Source organism: Clostridium sp. AF22-10 (assembly GCF_003478725.1).
GTDB lineage: Bacteria > Bacillota > Clostridia > Lachnospirales > Lachnospiraceae > Otoolea > Otoolea fessa.
This window is the reverse complement of sequence record NZ_QUFZ01000012.1, coordinates 35,729-53,236: the sequence shown is the minus strand read 5'-3', so window position 1 is coordinate 53,236 and position 17,508 is coordinate 35,729. Positions and strand designations below refer to the sequence as shown.

Here is a 17,508-nt window from a genome sequence, read left to right as displayed (position 1 = left end):
ATGGGGAAAATGGGGAAAAAGCAGGTTTTATGCATTCTTTTGGGGATAATTCTGGCAGTTGTGGGATATCTGGTGGAAAAAAGGGATGGGGCGCTGGAAGAGGGGAACCGGCTGAACCGCTATGCATACGGAGAAGGGGAACGGCAGCAGGAAGTGTGGGTGCGCGGACTGTGGGAGAAGGAGATTCCGGTGGAGATTGCGCTCGGAGAGCGGGAATATGCGGAAGAGGATGCAAAAAAAGCATTGCTGGAGGCGGGAGGTAAACTGGCGGATTTAATTCGGGGAAACAATCCGTCCCTGCAGGAGGTAAGGGAAGATCTACATCTCGTTGGCTGGATGGAAGAAGAGGGCATCCGGGTCCGCTGGACACCGGAGTATGCGGAATGGATTCAGACAGATGGGACAGTTTTAAATGAAGAATGCCCGGAGAAGGGGATTCAGACAGAACTGACCGCATCCCTGCAGGCGGGGGCATTCAGCCGGGAGTACCGGTTTCCGGTCACGCTATATCCGCCGCTTCGGACGAAGCAGCAGGAAAAAGAGGCAGGTTTTAAGCAGCTGTTAAAGCAGATGGATGAGGCGCAGAGAACGGAAGGTCAGCTGGTTTTGCCAAAGATGTATGAGGGGAAGAATTTATCTTACCGGGTGCGCGGAGACAGGGAATATCTGCTGTTTCCGGTGCTGGGGATTGCGGCGGCAATTCTGCTTCCTCTTTATGAAAAACAGAAGGAGAGTGAGGAGAAAAAGAAGAAAAAGCGGGAACTGATGGAAGACTACCCGGAGATTGTGTCAAAGCTGACCGTATTTTCCGGGGCGGGGCTTCCGGTCCGCCGGGCATGGGAACGGATTGTGCTGGAATACGAGGCGGCATGCCGGGCGGGAACACAGACGGAGCGGGCGGCATACCGGGAAATGGCAGCGGCATATCACCGGATGCAGCGCGGTGTCCCGGAACTGCAGGCATATGCGGAATTTGGTGCGGGCTGCCGTCTGAGACCGTACCGGAAGCTTTCCGGGCTTTTGGAGCAGAATGTCAGAAATGGGGCAGAAGGACTTCGAAAGGCGCTGGAGACAGAGATGGAGTCGGCGTTTGAAGAAGAGAAAGCACTGGCAAGACGCCGGGGGGAAGAGGCGTCCACAAAGCTGATGCTTCCATTGTTTCTGATGTTGATGATTATTATGGTGATGGTTTCAGTCCCGGCGTTTCTGGCGTTTGGGATCTGAAAAATGGGGAGAAAGGAGAAAAAGTATATGGATAAAGCGTATCTGGTAAGAGAAGTAAAATCGTTTCTGATGGACGAGGATGGCGTGGGGGTCATTGAATTAGTGCTGATTCTGGTGGTGCTGATAGGTCTGGTCATTGTCTTTAAAAAGCAGATTAATACGCTTCTTACAAATATCTTTAAACAGATCAACAGCAAGTCGAAGGAGGTATATTGATCCGGGCAGAACGGCACGTTGAAGCAGAAATGGACGTTTGCGGGGGTATCACAGTTTTCCTGAGTTTGATTCTGACCTGTATCTGTGCGCTGATGGGCGGGCTGTTTGAGTCCGCCCGGGCAGCCGGAAGCGGCTGGTATATGCAGATGGCGCTCAATTCCTCCCTGGATTCGCTGATGAGCTGTTATCACCGGGAGATTTGGGATAAATACCGGATTTTTGTGCTGGAATGTGCGGATAAAGAGCGCCTGGCGGCGGAGATGGAGCCGCAGATGGAAACATATCTGGCGGCAGCGCCCTTTTATCCGGTCAGCGGCGGCAAGGTACAGATCGAAGCGATGGATGCGATCACCGGGCATAATGGGGATTTCTTTGCGAAGGAAGTTACCGATTATATGAAAGTGGGTGTCTGGACGCTGGAAAGTGAGGAGTCTGAACTGCCTGAGATGGAAAAACGGATGACGGAAGCAAGGGCGGTTCATGGGATTGCGGAAGGATATCAGGAAAATGGCAGAAAAGTGCTGCGTCTGGAAGAGTCGATCGAGGCGATCGGAGCCTGCCTGCAAAAACAGGAGAAACATCTGGAGGAGATGGAGGCAGCGGTTCGCCAGGCGGATGGAAGCTCGTTCTTTCAATCGGCGGAAAGCTTAGAGAAAGAATTAAAGCAGATTCCGGGGCTGGTTGCGGCGTATGAAAAACAGGCGGACCGGCTTGCGAAAGAACTGCAGGGATCGGAGCAGGAGGCGCAGGAAGCCCAGCCGGATCTGGAAGAAGGCTCCTGGGGCATGGTACAGGAGGAGATGCGGGGGTATCGTTCGTATTTGGATGCGGATGGAGCGCGCCGCCAGGAGGTAAAAAAGACAGAAGAGACGGCTCACGGAAATGAAGAGGTGGTTGCAGAAGCAGTCCGGAAAGGAAAGGAGATACAGGATTATATCGATGATTGGGAGCCTGACGATGAGGACGATGAGCTGGACGAGGAAGCGCTGTGGGCGCCGGTTCTGACGATCACAGCGGGTTTTCAGAAGGATGGACGTTTCCGGGTTCCGGCAGTCCGAGACAAGAAAAAAATGAATGTGCTGGAAGCAGTCAGCCGCCTGTCGGGGACGGATCTGCTGAGTCTTTGTGTGCCGGCGGGAACTGTGATTTCAGAAAACTGGATTTCGACCGCGGCATTTCCGTCGGCATTGTATGCAGGCGGAGAGAGCGGAAAGCGGGGGACAGCTGGGGATGTCTGGACGGCGGGGCTTGAACGGGCTCTTTTAGATGCGTATGCGGCGCATTTTTTTACCCGGTTCGGGCAGGAAAAGACGGGAAGTGTCCATTATGAGCAGGAATATCTCTTACAGGGAAATGCGTCGGAGCGGGAAAATTTAAAACGCACCGTCAATGAACTTCTGGCTGTGCGCGAGGCGGTGAATCTGGCAGCTTTATATGCGGATTCTGAAAAACGGTCGGAGGCGGAAGCATTGGCGCTGGCAATCACGGGGCTGGCGGGAATCACACCGATCACGGCGGCGGCATCCTTCTTTATCATGACAGTCTGGGCGTTTGCAGAGTCGGTGGCAGATGTGAAGGTTCTGCTGGCGGGCGGAAAAATTCCTTTTTTCAAACAGCCGGGGGAGTGGCAGATTTCGCTTTCTGCTCTGACGGAAAAGGGCGCGTCCATCTTTCTGGAAACGGGGACGGATCCTTCATTGAAAAACGGGACAGACGACAGAGGGCTGGACTACCAGGACTGGCTGAAACTCTTTTTCCTGATACAGGGAAAGAGCCGTTTCTGTTACCGGATGATGGATATGATTCAGAACCGCATTTCAGAAAAAGAGCCGGGATTTCGGATGGATCAGTGCCAGTATGGGGTAAGTGTGTCCTATGCGGCACAGGGAACGTTGATACCGCTTCGTAGAACGTCCCAGAAGGAATATTAAACACAATTACAGGGGAGTGGAGGACAGTGTCCTTTTTCAGGAGATGATGCAAGTGAATGTGCCTCTCCAAGTACATAAAGAAAGCCAGTAAAAAAGATGATGACAACTAACCTAACAAAACGAATAAATGAAAGTATCTGTGCGGTCGGGATACCCGTCCTTCGGCGGCATAGAGCCCAAGTAACAAAACGACCCTGGAAAAGGGCATTGTCCTCTGCTTCCCTGTGTGCGAGCCTGACGATTGAGGCGGCGCTTAGTCTGACATTGTTTATGTTTACGGTGATTCTCCTGTCAGTTCCGATGGAAATACTGGATACTCAGAGAAAGGTGCAGACGGTGCTGGAAGTGACGGGGCGGGAACTGGGATGGCAGGTGTATCGGACATCCCATACGGTGCATCCGGCAGAAATGGAGGCGGGAAAAGCGGCAGAGGCAGAAGAAAAGGGAACGGGGGGCTGGTCAGAACTTCCGTCCGGGCTTATCCTGCAGGGATATTTAAAGGAGAAGATTCAGACAGCGGGCGGGAACAAAGTGTCCAATATCCAGTGTGGTGCCAGCCGCGTATCGGAAGATGGAGAATGGATTGACCTGCGCGCCTCCTATCAGGTGCGGCTGCCGTTCTCGGTATTTGCGCTTGACCATGTGACGCTTACTTCCCGGAGCCGGAAGCGGGGATGGATTGGGGCGGAAGGCGGGTATTTCTCAGAGAAAAACGCTTCAGAACCGGAGGAAAAATGGGTCTATGTGGGGCGGGACAGTACGCGCTACCATCTCTCACCTTCGTGCCATTATATATCGAATCAGATCACCGCGGCTGCGTATGCAGATGTAATTTCGGGGGTGCTTAGAAACAGCGGGGGATGCCGTTATAAGGCTTGCAGATACTGTGGAAAGACGGTGTCGGCGGGAGGTCTGGTGTATATTCTTCCGTCCGGCGAGGTTTACCATGGAAAGCAGGACTGTTCGTCATTGGCATATTATGTGCAGAAGGTGCGGCGATCAGAGGTGGAATATATGGGGGTGTGTTCATACTGTGGAAGTGGATAGGTGCGGATGGCGGAAAGAATCAAGGAGGGGTGAGAGGGCGGAGTGATGGAAAACAGTGCAGAGATAAGTTTCATGGGATTTACGCGGATGGATTTGGAAAGTGCAGTATGTTTCCTCTGTGCGGTTGTTTTTTCACTTTTTCTGATGGTCTTTTCCTGGCAGGATTTTCATAGAAAACGGATACGCGTAAGCTGGCTATATGGATTTGGAACGGCAGGAATGGCGCTTACGATGATACGGTGTGTGCTGTCGGTTATAAAAGATGGATGGGATTGGAAAAAAAGTGTGTTGCAGATAACGGTATGGCTTTTGGGAATGCTGCCGGGGATTTTTTTGTTCTGGATGGAGCGGCAGACGAAAGGTGCGGTCGGACTGGGAGATGGCTGCTTTTTTCTGATCACTGGGTGCTATCTGGGGGGATGGCGGACGCTTGAACTTTTGATGGGAGCTGTATTTGTGAGCAGTCTGGCAGGAGGTGTCTGGATGCTTACGGCACTGCTTGGCGGAAAGGGGAATGGTCTATGGGAGAAAATGCGGAAAAAGAAGTTGCCATTTCTGCCGTGTGTGCTTCCGGTGTGGATTTGGATGCTGATAGCATCTCTTGGATGAAGCGGGAGGTTTCTGCCAGTTATACGGTGGAAGCCTCGTTTGTGATGGCGGTTGCATTCTTTTTTATCGCGGCACTGTTAAATGGAGTGTTTGAGGTGCATGGCAGGATTACGGGGCGTTTTGTCCTGCAGGAGGCGATGGAATGGTGCCTGTATCGGGAGGAAAAAACGTTGCGGGGAGATGGAATGACTGTGGGGGAGATAAGCAGCAGAGCTGGACAGCGCCTGCATGGATTCTTCCGGTGCGGAGATGCAGTTTTGACGATCCGGGAAGATGGGGGAGACTTGGACGGAAGGGTAAAGAGCAGTACAGAGACGGAGATATCCCTGCGCGGACAGGAGCCGGAGCGGGCGATCCGTTTGCTGACAGTGTTGGAAAATGCAGAGTGATGGAGGATACGGGATGGAGATTCGGTACAGCCGGGAAATGAATCATAATTATATGATAATCGAAGCGCCGGAGGAAGAAACGGGCTATGCGGTACAGATGCTGTCGGCGAATGCCATCGAAGGGCTTTTGAAGTTCCGGGTCCGCCAGACGGAGGAGGCGAGAGAATATTATTATGAGATAACGTCGAGACAGCCACTTAGACGGGTGTTGGAAAAGCGGACCTTGTCGGGACAAGAACTCCGGTCGATTCTGCTTGGTGTGTTGGCGGTTCTGAAGCGGGTGGAAGAGTACCTGTTAAAAGAGGAACAGCTTTTGCTGGATCCGGAATATCTGTATCTGGAACCCGATCATTTTACTGTGGAATTATGTCTGGTTCCGGGGCATCGGGAAGAGGCGCCGCAGGCGCTCTCAAAACTGCTGGGGTATCTTCTGGAACGTGCGGATCATCAGGATCGGGAGGCTGTTGTATTAGCTTATAATCTGTACCAGATTAGTCTGCGGGAGAATTACGGAACGGCAGATCTGCTGCGCCAGCTTTCGGGGGAAGATCGGATCTTTTCGGCAGAAAAACGAAACGAGGATGAGGGGGATCCTGAGACGGCGGGAGTGTGGGCGGATCGGCAGGAGTGGATTGAAGCGGAGCAAAATCGGAGGGATACGTTGAAATCTCGATCTGGGAAAATGGCTTCTGACACTCAAACGCCAGCCAGGAAGGATTGGAAATATAGGCAGGAAGCGTTGTATCAGGAGAAAACGGTGAAAAAGAACCTGGAGCCGGTAGAGAACTCAGATGAAGTGGGGGAAAAGTCTGAAAGGGCAGGTGGAAAACAAAAGGGACAATGGCAGAACAGGTGGATAAAGGTACTTGGAAGCGCGGTGGCAGCTGGCATTGTGTATTGGTACGTGACGGGAGAAATGGATGTATGGCTGTATGCAATCAGCGGCGGCATCGGGGGAATCGTGTTTTTGAGGGAGATGTTGGCAGCCCGCAGAAAATGGCAGGTATATGGTGGCAGGAAGAAAAATCGAGGTCAGGGAGAGGATAGAGAGGAAAGCACGGAAGTGGATCAGGCGAATGAAGCTGGACGAGGTGGAAAGAGTAGTCGTGTGCGGAATGGTGAGAGGAAAGTGATCCAGAAAAAGAAAGAACGGTCTGGGATAGAAGGGACTCTATCATATCAAGACTGGCAGCAGACAACGCCTGAAAACCGCTGGCAGGTCTATCCGGAGAGTGAAGAAGCTTATCGGCAGGAACTTCGAAGAGAAGAAGAAGCACAGATAGAGCGGGCGAGAGAAGCGGGGACTACGCTTCTGTCTGCCTCAAAGAATGGGGAAGGAACGGTGCGCTTAGAGCCGGTGGAAGCCGGAGGAACAGTGATTCAGATTTCCTATATTCCATTTACACTTGGAAAACATCCGGGGCTGTCGGACGCATGTATTGACCGTCCGACCGTCAGCCGTCTTCATGCGCGGATCGATCAGAAGGAGGGCGTATACATTCTGACAGATCTCAATTCAACCAATGGAACATCGGTCAATGGCTATCCGCTTCAGGCAAATGAAACAGTCAGTTTGGGGAATGGGGATTCCATTTATTTGGCGGATGTCGGATATAAATTTTGGGAACACCGATAAATTGTCTGAAAATATGAAATAATAACCAAAAACACGAAATTGATGTGAATTATTTTGCAAGTACATCAATTTCGCGTTTCTGCAAATTTACATAGAACAAGCCATGGGGATATGCTATAATAAAGGCACTTGACATGGAAGTTTCAAGCCAAGTGACAAAAGAAAATACCGCTTTTCCAGTGAATGGAGAAGCATAGAGAGAAGGAGAGACCGACATGACAGACAAAGAATGTATTTTTTGTAAGATCGCTGGCGGAGAGATTCCATCCTCAACGGTTTATGAAGATGAAGATTTTCGTGTGATTCTGGATTTAGGACCGGCATCGAAGGGACATGCGCTGATTCTGCCGAAGCAGCATTTCAAAGATTTATGTGAGCTGGATCCGGCGATTGCGGCCAAAGCTCTTCCATTAGCTGGAAAGATTGGTGCGGCGATGAAGAAAGCACTGGGCTGCACGGGTTTCAATGTGGTTCAGAACAATGGCATATCCGCAGGACAGACTGTTTTTCATTTCCATGTACACATTATTCCGAGATATGAAAATGGACCGGATATGGTGACATGGGCGCCAGGAAAAGCAACGCCGGAAGAGCTGGCAGAAATTAGCAGCTCCATCCGCGAAGAACTGACGCGATAGGAGTTTGGATATGCACCATGAGAATGAAAAAATGGCGCTTTTTGAAGCGCTTTACAGAGAGTACCTGGTACCGCTGAAGAAATATGCGTATAGAATTGGAGTAGGGTACGATGACATTGAGGATATGGTGCATGAAGCTTTCATTGAATATTACAAGCGCTATTCGTTAGATCTGGATCATAAAGTAAAGTTGGTTTTACTGATCCGCATTTTACGGAGCAAGTGGATCGATAACCGGAGGCAGATGCGGCGCCGCGAGATGCTGCATCTGGAAGATCCGGATGCGGAAGAAGAGATTATGAACCTTCTTTTGGAAGGGGAGATAGGAATTCATCTTCTGGATCAGGAGGTTATCGATAGGGATATCTATTGGAACGTATGGAAGATTGTCAAATCTATGAAGAAGGACTGGCGGGATGTTTTGATTCTCCGTGTTTTGGAGGGCTTGACGGCGGAAGAAGCCTGTGCGGTTTTGAAAATCAAATCAACGGTATGCTGTACACGTCTTTACAGGGCAAAAGCAGAATTGCAGAAGCGCGTGTTGAGGGCAAAGCTGTTTGATATTTAAAAATCACATCGAAGCAGAGCCGTTTCGAATCTGTCCGATGTGATGATAAGCTTACATATTCAGTGTTTTAGTCTTGTACTATACAAACGTAGCAATGCTACTAACTGCGTGCGCAATCATGAATCAGCCCCATGATGGTTTTGACAGCATTGTTTAAGTGGCTTTCAGACATTTTATCAATGAACTGCTGGCGATTTTTATAGGTCTCTTCGATTGCCTGGCTGAGAGTATCTGCGGTTAAAACTTCTTCTTCCAGAACGGTGCTGAATCCCTGTTTTGCAAAGGAGTTGGCATTTAAGATCTGGTCGCCGCGGCTGGCAGCAGCCGACAGAGGGATCAAAATGTTCGGTTTGCGGAGTGCCAGAATTTCGCAGATGGAATTTGCGCCGCGCGGGAGATGATCAGATCTGCCGCTGCAAAGAGATGGCGGAGTGGTTTATCCACATACTCATACTGAACATATCCTTCGGTGCCGATGAGAGACTCATCCAGATTGCCTTTTCCGCAGATATGTATTACCTGATAGGTTTTCAGAAGCTGCGGAAGAATGCCGCGGACAGCCTGATTGACCGTGACGGAGCCGAGACTTCCGCCGATGATCAGAATTACTGGGCGATCGGCAGAAAGATGGGCGTACTGGAGTCCCGCCAGACGATCCCCGTGCAGAAGCTCTTCACGGATCGGGGAACCGGTCAGAACCGCCTTATCTTCCGGAAGATATTTAAGTGTTTCCGGAAAGTTGCAGCATACCTTGGAAGCGGCTGGAATACAGATTTTATTTGCCAGTCCCGGGGTCATATCGGATTCATGGATGATGACAGGCACTTTATAATGCTTGGCAGCCAGAACGACCGGAACAGCGACAAAACCGCCTTTGGAAAAGACGATATCCGGTTTGTATTTTTTCATAAGCTTGCGAGCCTCAAAGTATCCTTTCAGAACGCGAAGCGGATCTGAAAAATTCTTAAGGTCAAAATAACGGCGCAGTTTCCAGATGAGATTCCATCGTAAGGGATGCTGGCTGCCTCGATCAGGCGGCGCTCAATGCCGTTATAAGAACCAATATAGTGAATCTCAAAGTCTTCCTCGCGCAGTGCCGGAAGCAGGGCGAGATTCGGTGTAACATGACCTGCAGTACCACCGCCGGTCAGAATGATTTTTTTCATAGTAGTTTCCTCCACACATCAGCCGCTGGTTACGGTGTGAGGGGACAACCATAACCTGAAAACAACTGTTTTTATGCTTTATCATACCCGCAAAGGGTTACATTTAGTATAGTAAACGGAAAAAAAGAAAAGTCAACCTAAAAGTTAGGACGAGGACAGAGAGGAGGGATAAAAAGTGAGCAGAAGCCGGCGCGGAAAAAAAGCTGGAGAAGATGCAGAGCGCCTGCTGCAGGAAGCGTTTGGAGTCAGCGAAGATCAGCTGTTGAAGGATTTTATCCTTGCACAGACGGAAGTAAAAGACAGCGACATACCTCCAGGATCAGAAGATGGCTTTGAGAGGTTGATGGCAAAGTTAGAAGCGGAGGTGGGAACAAGCCCGGAAAGTGAAAAAGAATCATCCAGCGAGAACATTGTCAAACTGCACGAAGAAGCTCGCAAACCACGCCGGTTGAAATCGATTGTAAAAGTCTCTGTAGCTGCCGCCGCTATCGCAGTGATGGTTGTGGCGATGGGGATTTCGGTTGGGGCGAAGAGGGAGTATCGGTATGTGGTGCGGGAGAAGGACAGTGTACGGAATGAGATTGTCTTAAATAATGTTGAGGCTATTCCTGGAGAGGATGAATTAGATAAAGCATATATAGAAATAACTAAAAAAACAAAGGTTCGTCCGTTGAAACTTGCGTATATGCCTAAAAAGATGAAGTATGTAAAAGCAGATATAGGAGAAACGTGGGTTATAATGTATTTTTCTTATGAAAAATATCGTGTAAAGATATTAGAAGAAGTAGGTGGTACTGGTAATTCTACAAATGTTATATCTGATAGAAAAAAAGAAGAGTATATTTATAATGATTTGTTAAAAGAAAATATTTATTTTGAAAAATCAGAGCTTTCAGATGGGAAATTTGAATATAGTGCTAATATTGAAATTTGAATATAGTGCTAATATTGTAAAAGGGGATACATACTATCAAATTTCGGGGATAATTCCTAAAAAAGAGTTTAAAAAGATTGTTGAAAATTTATTTTTAGAAAATTATTAGGGGGAAATTTTATATGAGAAAAAAATTATATACACTGATATGTGCAGGAATGATTATAGCTGCAAGTATGATGCAAGTTTATGCAGCAGACACACAGTATATTAATGGAGTTTCGGTTGAAGAGGCGGATTATAGCAATGCTTGTTTATTAAATGAAAATGTTTCGGAGGGAATTGCGAGGGGGATAGAACCAAGGGGAAGTATTATTGATACGGCATTAACAAGAATTAGTAATTTAGGAAAAGGAGATATTGGAATCCTTATTCAGACAGTAGCTCATGTAGAGTGTGATAAAATAAAAAATATTGCAGTTCTGCAAAGAGAAGAGGATGGTAAATGGGTAGAAGTTTCTAGATATATATATGATGCTAGCAAAGAGGATTTTCCAACGGAAGATTTATCAGGAATGTCGAATGATTTTACAGTGAAAAACCAGAAAACAGGATATTATTATAGAGTAGTTGGCGTTCATTATGTAGAGTCAAATGGAAAGGGACAGTCCTTTATGACAAAAACAGAGGGAATCAAAATCACCGAATACGGCGACTAATTCTAAACGGGGACAGTGTTACTAAATTTATATTTGCAACACGAAATAGTATGAAAAAAGCGATCACATAAATACCCCCACCTGCAACCATCCAGGAATTTCTGATTCAAAATTCCAGATGTTTTCAGGTGGGGGTTCTTAAACGGTTTTTCATTATGCCAACAGGCGTGAAAGAATCTCCTCAAAAATTCCTATTTCACGTTCGCTTTATACTCCTTCAACGCCTGTGCCAGCTGATCCGGGCAGGAAGTTGGGCGGAAGCCGCACTGGATGCCTTCGATGCGGGAGATTGCCTCGTCAATATCCATGCCATCGATCAGGCGGGCAACGCCCTGTGTGTTGCCGGAGCAGCCGCCGACGAACTGCACATTCTTTACTTTATTATCTTCTACTTCAAAATTAATCTCACGGGAACAGACTCCCTTTGTCTTGTATGTCATGGTAAAACCTCCTCAAAATGGTATGTGTTTTAATCTGCTGTGGCGGGAATCCACCGCAGTAAAATGATTATAGTCTGCCAGTAAAGGTGTTGTCAAGATAACAAAAATCCAGTATACTTTCTTTTGAGAAGATACGGTGTAACTGTTCATAGGTAGGCACTTTTGGAATCGAAAGTGCCGTAAGAAAACATGGTGGCAGCAGGAATTTGTACAACGTGTGAACTGTGACGATACGGTCGTGTTAAAAAGAATAGAAGGATGAATAATAGAATGTACGCTCGGAGTCTTTTCTGCACTTGCTTTTGCGGCTTATTTTCCGCCAGCTGCACCCGAATTTCAGAGGCGGACGCAACGCCAACGCTTCAGAAATTTGGGCGCAACTGACAAAAAATTATCTCACAAAATCAAGCACAGAAAGATTCCGAGAGTACATTTAGAAAAAACAGGAGGATAAACAGATGTTAGGAATCATCGGAGCGATGGATGAAGAGGTGGCTCAGATCAAGGAGAAAATGACGGATGTTACCGTGACAAGCGTAGCCGGTATGGATTTTTATCAAGGCAAACTGGGCGGAAAGGACGCAGTTGTGGTTCGCTCTGGTATCGGTAAGGTAAATGCAGGTATGTGCAGTCAGATTCTGGCGGATCGGTTCCATATCAGCGCGATTGTGAACACAGGTATCGCCGGTTCCCTGCGTGCAGAGATCAACATTGGCGATATCGTTGTATCGACGGATGCGGTGCAGCATGATATGGATGCGAGCGGATTTGGATACCGGATCGGACAGATTCCGCGAGTAGATACCTTTGCATTTGAGGCGGATGAGAAGCTGCGCGAGCTGGCGATTGAGTGCAACCAGAAGGTCAATCCGGAGATTCAGGCATTTCCGGGACGCGTGGTAAGCGGCGATCAGTTTATCTCGGATAAGGCAAAAAAGGAGTGGCTGATCGAGCAGTTTAGCGCAAGCTGTACCGAGATGGAGGGCGCAGCGATCGCACAGGCGGCATATTTAAACGGAATCCCGTTCCTGATTATCCGTGCCATTTCAGATAAGGCGGATGACAGCGCAGGTATGGACTATGCGGCGTTTGAGGCGCAGGCGATCAAGCATTCGGTAAACCTACTGCTTGAAATGGCGTCCCGGTATGAGGCGTAATGAGTCATAGATATGATTCACAGACAGAATTTTTAATAACCCGAAATTTTGCATGATACGCATTATTAATACCTATTTAAAATCGAATTAAGGCAGAATTTGACGAACGATTTTCCCCTTTCTCATCTTCACAAAGACTCTTTCGGCGGCTATAATAAAGCACGATGCAGGCGGGATTTGACAGGGCGCAAAAAGCAGAATGTGAAAAGCAGAATGTGAAAAGCAGATTGTAAAAAGCAAATTGCAAGAGACAAACTGCGAAGCGCCTAAACCTGACCTGTGGCAAGCCATCCGGAAGTGATCCGGAAGTAGAGAAAGGGGAGCTTTTTTATGCTGGAATTTTTACAAACTGGAAAAGCGCTGTCCGTTCTTGCGGCGATCGGAATGATCGGATTTGTCAGCAAGTTGATTACACGGAGCCTCTACAAAAGATTATTAAAAGAAACTGACAACATGGCGATGACCCGGAACAAGAATCTTCAAAATCTGAAGCAGCGGTTGGAAAATACCTGCCGCCTGGGACAGAACATCGTGAACACGCAGGCATATCTGGACAAGCAGATTGACGGATTTTCATTTTTACATATTTCGCTGGATGCGTGGAACGGCGTGTCAATGGAAATGGTGCTTTTAGGGCTTCTGACCGGAGCAGCGGAGGCATTTCTGGCGTACTGGTATGAGCTGGATGCAAGCTATATTGTGCTGTATGCATCGGCAGCTGTCATGAGTGGTCTGTTTCTGGCATTTATCGAGAGCTGTTTCCAGATTGACCAGAAACAGCAGCGGCTGGAAACGGCGCTTTTGGAGTATGTGGATAATTCGGTGTTCCTTCGGGCGGCACGTGAGAAGGAGACGCGCGGACAGGAAATGTCAGGAGTTTCTGGAGTATCCGGCGGAATTGCTGGCGCGGACTCGAATGTGCGGGAAATGCCGAAACGGCTGCAGAGTGCTTTGCGGGCAGAGCGCGGTGTGAGCAGTCGGGATGGCGCAGAAACGAATAATCGGGATCTGGGAGAAACGGAGTTTGAAAAAGGAAAATCGCGGACAGCGATGAGAGTGAATCCGTTCCGTGAGCGGGATGCACGGGCACAGAATCTGATGCGGGCAGTTCGCACTGCACCGTGCGAATCGGAGGAACGGGACAAGCATGAGACAGATGGGCATCTTGCGGATCGCCGGATGGTATCAGGAAATGAAACGGGAAACAATACGGGTCCCAGGCAGGAAGCAAAGGAGCGTCCCAGCGACAAGGAAATGGAGTATTTGAAGCAGAGCCTCGCTCAGATTGCAGCAAGCCGGGATACGCGGGAAACACGAAATGGAGAGGCAAATGCAGGTGACTGGATGAAAGGTTTGAGCCGCGAGGAGGCGCAGGTCCTAGGAGATATTATGAGGGAGTATTTATCGGGATTGTAAATGATGAATCCAACTGAAAACCGGTTGCACATGGGTGTCCAGATTGCTATAATAAGGATAAGTTAAGTTTTTGACAAAGTAATCACGCCGCCTGCGGACGGCTGAAATGCAAAGGAGAGAAAACGTATGGAAAAAGATGTGATCTTTGATTATTCAAAAGCAGCTGCATTTATTCATGAGGAAGAGATCGCCGGTATCAAGGCGGGCGTGCAGGCGGCAAGAGAGACGCTGGTAGAAAAGACCGGAGCGGGCAATGATTTTCTTGGATGGATCGACCTTCCGGTGGACTATGATAAGGAAGAGTTCGGACGCATCAAAAAAGCTGCGGAGAAGATTCAGAAGGATTCCGATGTCCTGCTGGTAATCGGTATCGGCGGTTCGTATCTGGGCGCAAGAGCGGCGATCGAGTTCCTGTCCCATAGTTTTTACAATAATCTTCCGAAAGAAAAAAGAAAAACACCGGAGATTTACTTTGTTGGCAACAGCATTAGCAGCAAATACATCCATGATCTGATGGATTTGGTCGATGGAAAAGATTTCTCTATCAATATTATTTCCAAGTCCGGTACGACAACGGAGCCGGCGATCGCATTCCGTGTATTTAAGGAGATGCTGATTGAGAAATATGGTAAAGAAGAGGCAAACAAGCGAATCTACGCGACGACAGACCGGGCGCGGGGCGCACTCAAGAATCTGGCAAATGAAGAGGGCTACGAGTCCTTCGTGGTTCCGGATGATGTTGGCGGTCGTTTCTCCGTCCTGACGGCAGTCGGTCTGCTTCCGATCGCGGTCAGCGGCGCGGATATAGATGCGTTGATGCAGGGCGCGGCAGACGCGAGAAAGAATGCACTGGAGACTCCGTTTGAGAAGAATTCTGCTCTGTTATATGCGGCGGTCCGCAACATTCTGCTCCGGAAGGGCAAACAGGTCGAGATTGTGGCAAACTATGAGCCGAGCCTGCACTATGTATCGGAGTGGTGGAAACAGCTCTACGGCGAGAGCGAGGGCAAGGATCAGAAAGGTATTTTCCCGGCAGCGGTTGATTTAACGACCGATCTTCATTCGATGGGTCAGTTCATCCAGGATGGCGCGAGAATCATGTTTGAGACAGTTCTGGAAGTGGCTGAATCTCTGGCGGAGATCATTTTGAAGAAAGAAGATGTTGACACGGACGGTATGAACTATCTGGCTGGCAAGAGCGTGGATTTCGTCAACAAGAGTGCGATGAACGGCACGATTCTGGCACATACCGACGGCAGTGTGCCGAACCTGAAAGTGACGATCCCGGCGATGGATGCATACAGCTTGGGACAGCTCTTCTATTTCTTTGAATTTGCCTGCGGCGTCAGCGGATACCTTCTGGGTGTCAATCCATTCAACCAGCCGGGCGTAGAGAGCTATAAGAAAAATATGTTTGCACTGCTTGGCAAACCGGGCTATGAGGAAGCGAGAGAGGCGCTGCTTAAGAGACTGTAGGGGGCGGACATATAAAAAAGTATGCGTTCTGCGGCATTCTCTCCGGCATGTTCCATGAAGGAAACTGCAGCCCGGATATAAACATAGAAAACGGAACATAGAATAAAAAACGCTTTTATCAGCAAAAACTGATAGAGGCGTTTTTTTGTGTAATAGGAAATTCCTTGGAATTCCCCATTACACAAAAAGGCACATTCTTTTATGCCGCAGAACCTCGAAAAAACAATTTTCAAAAATTATAGATAATTTTTACATAAATCACCTCCTGCATTTTACAAACCATCTTTAAGATAGAATCTGGACACAGCACAAGTGATTTGACAGAAGAGAAGCGCGGCAAAGGACTCCCGATCACGATTTTGACATAGATGGCTGGTTCCAAGGTAAGACAGACTGGGAGATGGGACACCGCAGCAGGAGGAGAACGAATGAAGGTAAGTATGAGACGTCTGATGGCGCTTGCGATGGCAGGCACGATGACATTGATGGCAGGATGCAGCCAGGCATCCAGCTCGGCGACAGGAAGCAGCGACACACAGAGCGCGTCCGGAGAGAGCGGGGCAGAGAAGGCGGCATCCGGCGATAAAACGGTGATTGAATACTGGCACTGTAACGCAGAACCCCAGGGAGGTCTGGTCGTAGACGATCTGGTAAAGAAATTTAATGAGGAAAATGATCACATCGAGGTAGTAGCGAAATACAACCCGGATATGTACAAAGGTCTGATGCAGAATCTGCAGGCGGAAGCGGCGACCGGAAATACACCGGCGCTTGTTCAGATTGGCTGGGCATTTCTGGATTATTTCTCCAATAACTTTGACTATGTGGCGCCGCAGGATGCGATTGATAAATTCGACAGCGAGGATGCAAATTTCTTAACCGACAATTTCCTTCCAAATGTCTTAGACCTGGCGGTCAACAGCAACGGCGAGCAGGTCGGAATCCCGTACTCCTTAAGCAGCCCGGTTCTCTACATCAATAAAGATCTCTTAAAAGAAGCGGGCCTTTCCGAAGATGGACCGGAGACCTGGCAGGAAGTACAGGAATTTGCCGAGGCAGTCAAAGAGAAGACAGGAAAATATGGTTTCTATATGCAGGAACCGGCAGACTTCTGGGCGCAGCAGGCATTGGTTGAGAGCGCGGGAGCGGATATGTTGACTGCGGATGCATCCGGCAAGAAAAAAGCAAGCTTTGCAACCGAGGACGGCATTGCGGCAATGCAGATGATGCAGGATATGGTAAAAGATGGTTCTGCCCTTCATGTTTCATGGGAAGAGGGCTGCCAGAGCTTTATCGACGGCAACTGCGCGATGCTCTACACCACCATTGCGAGACGCGCTTCCGTACAGAAGGGGGCACAGTTTGACGTAGCAACCGTGAAATCCCCGCTGTGGAACGACAAGGAGCGCAAGGTTCCGGCAGGCGGCTGTTTCTTAGCCATCACCGCGCAGAGCGACGAGCAGATTCAGGCGGCATGGGAGTTTGAAAAGTATCTTTACAGCGTAGAATCAATGGCAGCATGGACCGAGGGAACCGGTTATGTACCGCCGAGAAAAGATGTGGCAGAGGCAGAAAATGGATTGAAAGATTTTCTGGCTGAGAACACAATGATGAATGCAGCGATTGAGCAGATGGACGGCGTTGTATCATGGACCGCATTCCCGGGCGATGCAGGCCTTGAGGCAGAGCAGCTTCTTCTGGATATGAGAGACCAGATTCTGGGCGGTCAGGTATCTGCGAAAGATGGTATGACGAGCACACAGGATGCGATCAACCAGCTGCTGGATGCACAGTAGGGACAGGCAGCCTGACGCTTGGAACGGCTTTCGGGTGGCAGAAAAATCATTACAAAATTTAGGACAGAAATGAGAATGGGGTTGTTGCGGAATAGCAGAACGTGTTTTGGCAGAATGGACTGCGTGCAGATAAGACGCAGGAAGCGGCCGGAGCGCGAAAGAGCTGTTTGGCGGCAGCCCCTTCATAAAATGCATTGGAATGGAGG

At 48.9% G+C, this 17,508-nt stretch carries 16 protein-coding genes and 1 pseudogene; 15 read left to right on the top strand and 2 right to left on the bottom strand.

The genetic code is table 11. The annotated features are described in order from the left end of the window. From DWX91_RS10075 to DWX91_RS10035, 9 genes are all read left to right on the top strand, one after another. A complete protein-coding gene (locus tag DWX91_RS10075; RefSeq protein ID WP_118472976.1) occupies positions 1–1,224 on the top strand; it encodes a hypothetical protein in 1,224 nt (407 codons plus the stop codon). A 27-nt stretch (positions 1,225–1,251) separates the two neighbouring features. Next, positions 1,252–1,440 (top strand): Flp1 family type IVb pilin, encoded by a 189-nt coding sequence (locus tag DWX91_RS10070; RefSeq protein ID WP_022360416.1) that lies wholly within the window; start codon positions 1,252–1,254, stop codon positions 1,438–1,440. Further along, complete coding sequence (locus DWX91_RS10065) at positions 1,437–3,371, top strand: DUF5702 domain-containing protein (RefSeq protein WP_243017852.1); 1,935 nt, start codon at positions 1,437–1,439, stop codon at positions 3,369–3,371. Before DWX91_RS10070 ends, DWX91_RS10065 begins: the two co-directional genes overlap by 4 nt. Positions 3,372–3,578: 207 nt before the next feature. After that, the gene (locus tag DWX91_RS10060) at positions 3,579–4,418 is read left to right on the top strand and encodes a hypothetical protein (protein ID WP_118472975.1); all 840 of its coding nucleotides are present in this window, start codon (positions 3,579–3,581) and stop codon (positions 4,416–4,418) included. Positions 4,419–4,463: 45 nt separating this feature from the next. Then, positions 4,464–5,027, top strand: a complete 564-nt coding sequence (locus tag DWX91_RS10055; protein ID WP_117796599.1) for a prepilin peptidase — start codon at positions 4,464–4,466, stop codon at positions 5,025–5,027. Beyond that, positions 5,024–5,416, top strand: coding sequence for a hypothetical protein (locus DWX91_RS10050; RefSeq protein WP_117796600.1), 393 nt, complete (start codon positions 5,024–5,026; stop codon positions 5,414–5,416). The genes DWX91_RS10055 and DWX91_RS10050 overlap by 4 nt, the downstream gene beginning before the upstream one ends. Before the next feature lie 13 nt (positions 5,417–5,429). Beyond that, positions 5,430–7,052, top strand: a complete 1,623-nt coding sequence (locus DWX91_RS10045; protein WP_118472974.1) for a DUF6382 domain-containing protein — start codon at positions 5,430–5,432, stop codon at positions 7,050–7,052. A 215-nt stretch (positions 7,053–7,267) separates the two neighbouring features. After that, positions 7,268–7,690, top strand: coding sequence for an HIT family protein (locus DWX91_RS10040; RefSeq protein WP_022360422.1), 423 nt, complete (start codon positions 7,268–7,270; stop codon positions 7,688–7,690). 10 nt (positions 7,691–7,700) lie between these two features. Then, entirely contained in the window at positions 7,701–8,258 is a 558-nt protein-coding gene (locus DWX91_RS10035) for an RNA polymerase sigma factor (RefSeq protein ID WP_118538733.1), read from the top strand. Between the two features lie 100 nt (positions 8,259–8,358). Here the strand turns inward: DWX91_RS10035 and DWX91_RS10030 are convergent. Beyond that, positions 8,359–9,424: pseudogene (locus tag DWX91_RS10030) on the bottom strand (undecaprenyldiphospho-muramoylpentapeptide beta-N-acetylglucosaminyltransferase). A gap of 175 nt (positions 9,425–9,599) precedes the next feature. Between DWX91_RS10030 and DWX91_RS10025 the strand changes: the two are divergent. Together DWX91_RS10025 and DWX91_RS10015 are read left to right on the top strand one after the other, a co-directional pair. After that, the gene (locus tag DWX91_RS10025; protein WP_118538731.1) at positions 9,600–10,358 is read left to right on the top strand and encodes a hypothetical protein; all 759 of its coding nucleotides are present in this window, start codon (positions 9,600–9,602) and stop codon (positions 10,356–10,358) included. A 122-nt stretch (positions 10,359–10,480) separates the two neighbouring features. Continuing rightward, a complete protein-coding gene (locus tag DWX91_RS10015) occupies positions 10,481–11,017 on the top strand; it encodes a hypothetical protein (RefSeq protein ID WP_117796604.1) in 537 nt (178 codons plus the stop codon). 191 nt (positions 11,018–11,208) lie between these two features. Here DWX91_RS10015 and DWX91_RS10010 read toward each other — a convergent pair whose 3' ends face one another. Then, entirely contained in the window at positions 11,209–11,457 is a 249-nt protein-coding gene (locus DWX91_RS10010; RefSeq protein WP_022360027.1) for a TIGR03905 family TSCPD domain-containing protein, read from the bottom strand. Positions 11,458–11,915: 458 nt separating this feature from the next. Here DWX91_RS10010 and DWX91_RS10005 point away from each other — a divergent pair, with 458 nt between their 5' ends. From DWX91_RS10005 to DWX91_RS09990, 4 genes are all read left to right on the top strand, one after another. After that, complete coding sequence (locus DWX91_RS10005; protein ID WP_022360026.1) at positions 11,916–12,614, top strand: 5'-methylthioadenosine/adenosylhomocysteine nucleosidase; 699 nt, start codon at positions 11,916–11,918, stop codon at positions 12,612–12,614. A 330-nt stretch (positions 12,615–12,944) separates the two neighbouring features. After that, the gene (locus DWX91_RS10000; protein WP_117796605.1) at positions 12,945–14,030 is read left to right on the top strand and encodes a hypothetical protein; all 1,086 of its coding nucleotides are present in this window, start codon (positions 12,945–12,947) and stop codon (positions 14,028–14,030) included. 126 nt (positions 14,031–14,156) lie between these two features. Then, on the top strand, positions 14,157–15,506 hold the full coding sequence (locus tag DWX91_RS09995; protein ID WP_118538727.1) for a glucose-6-phosphate isomerase: 1,350 nt from the start codon (positions 14,157–14,159) through the stop codon (positions 15,504–15,506). A 428-nt stretch (positions 15,507–15,934) separates the two neighbouring features. Continuing rightward, positions 15,935–17,302: an ABC transporter substrate-binding protein gene (locus DWX91_RS09990; protein ID WP_118538725.1), complete on the top strand. Its 1,368-nt coding sequence runs from the start codon at positions 15,935–15,937 to the stop codon at positions 17,300–17,302. The last annotated feature ends 206 nt before the right edge of the window (positions 17,303–17,508 follow it).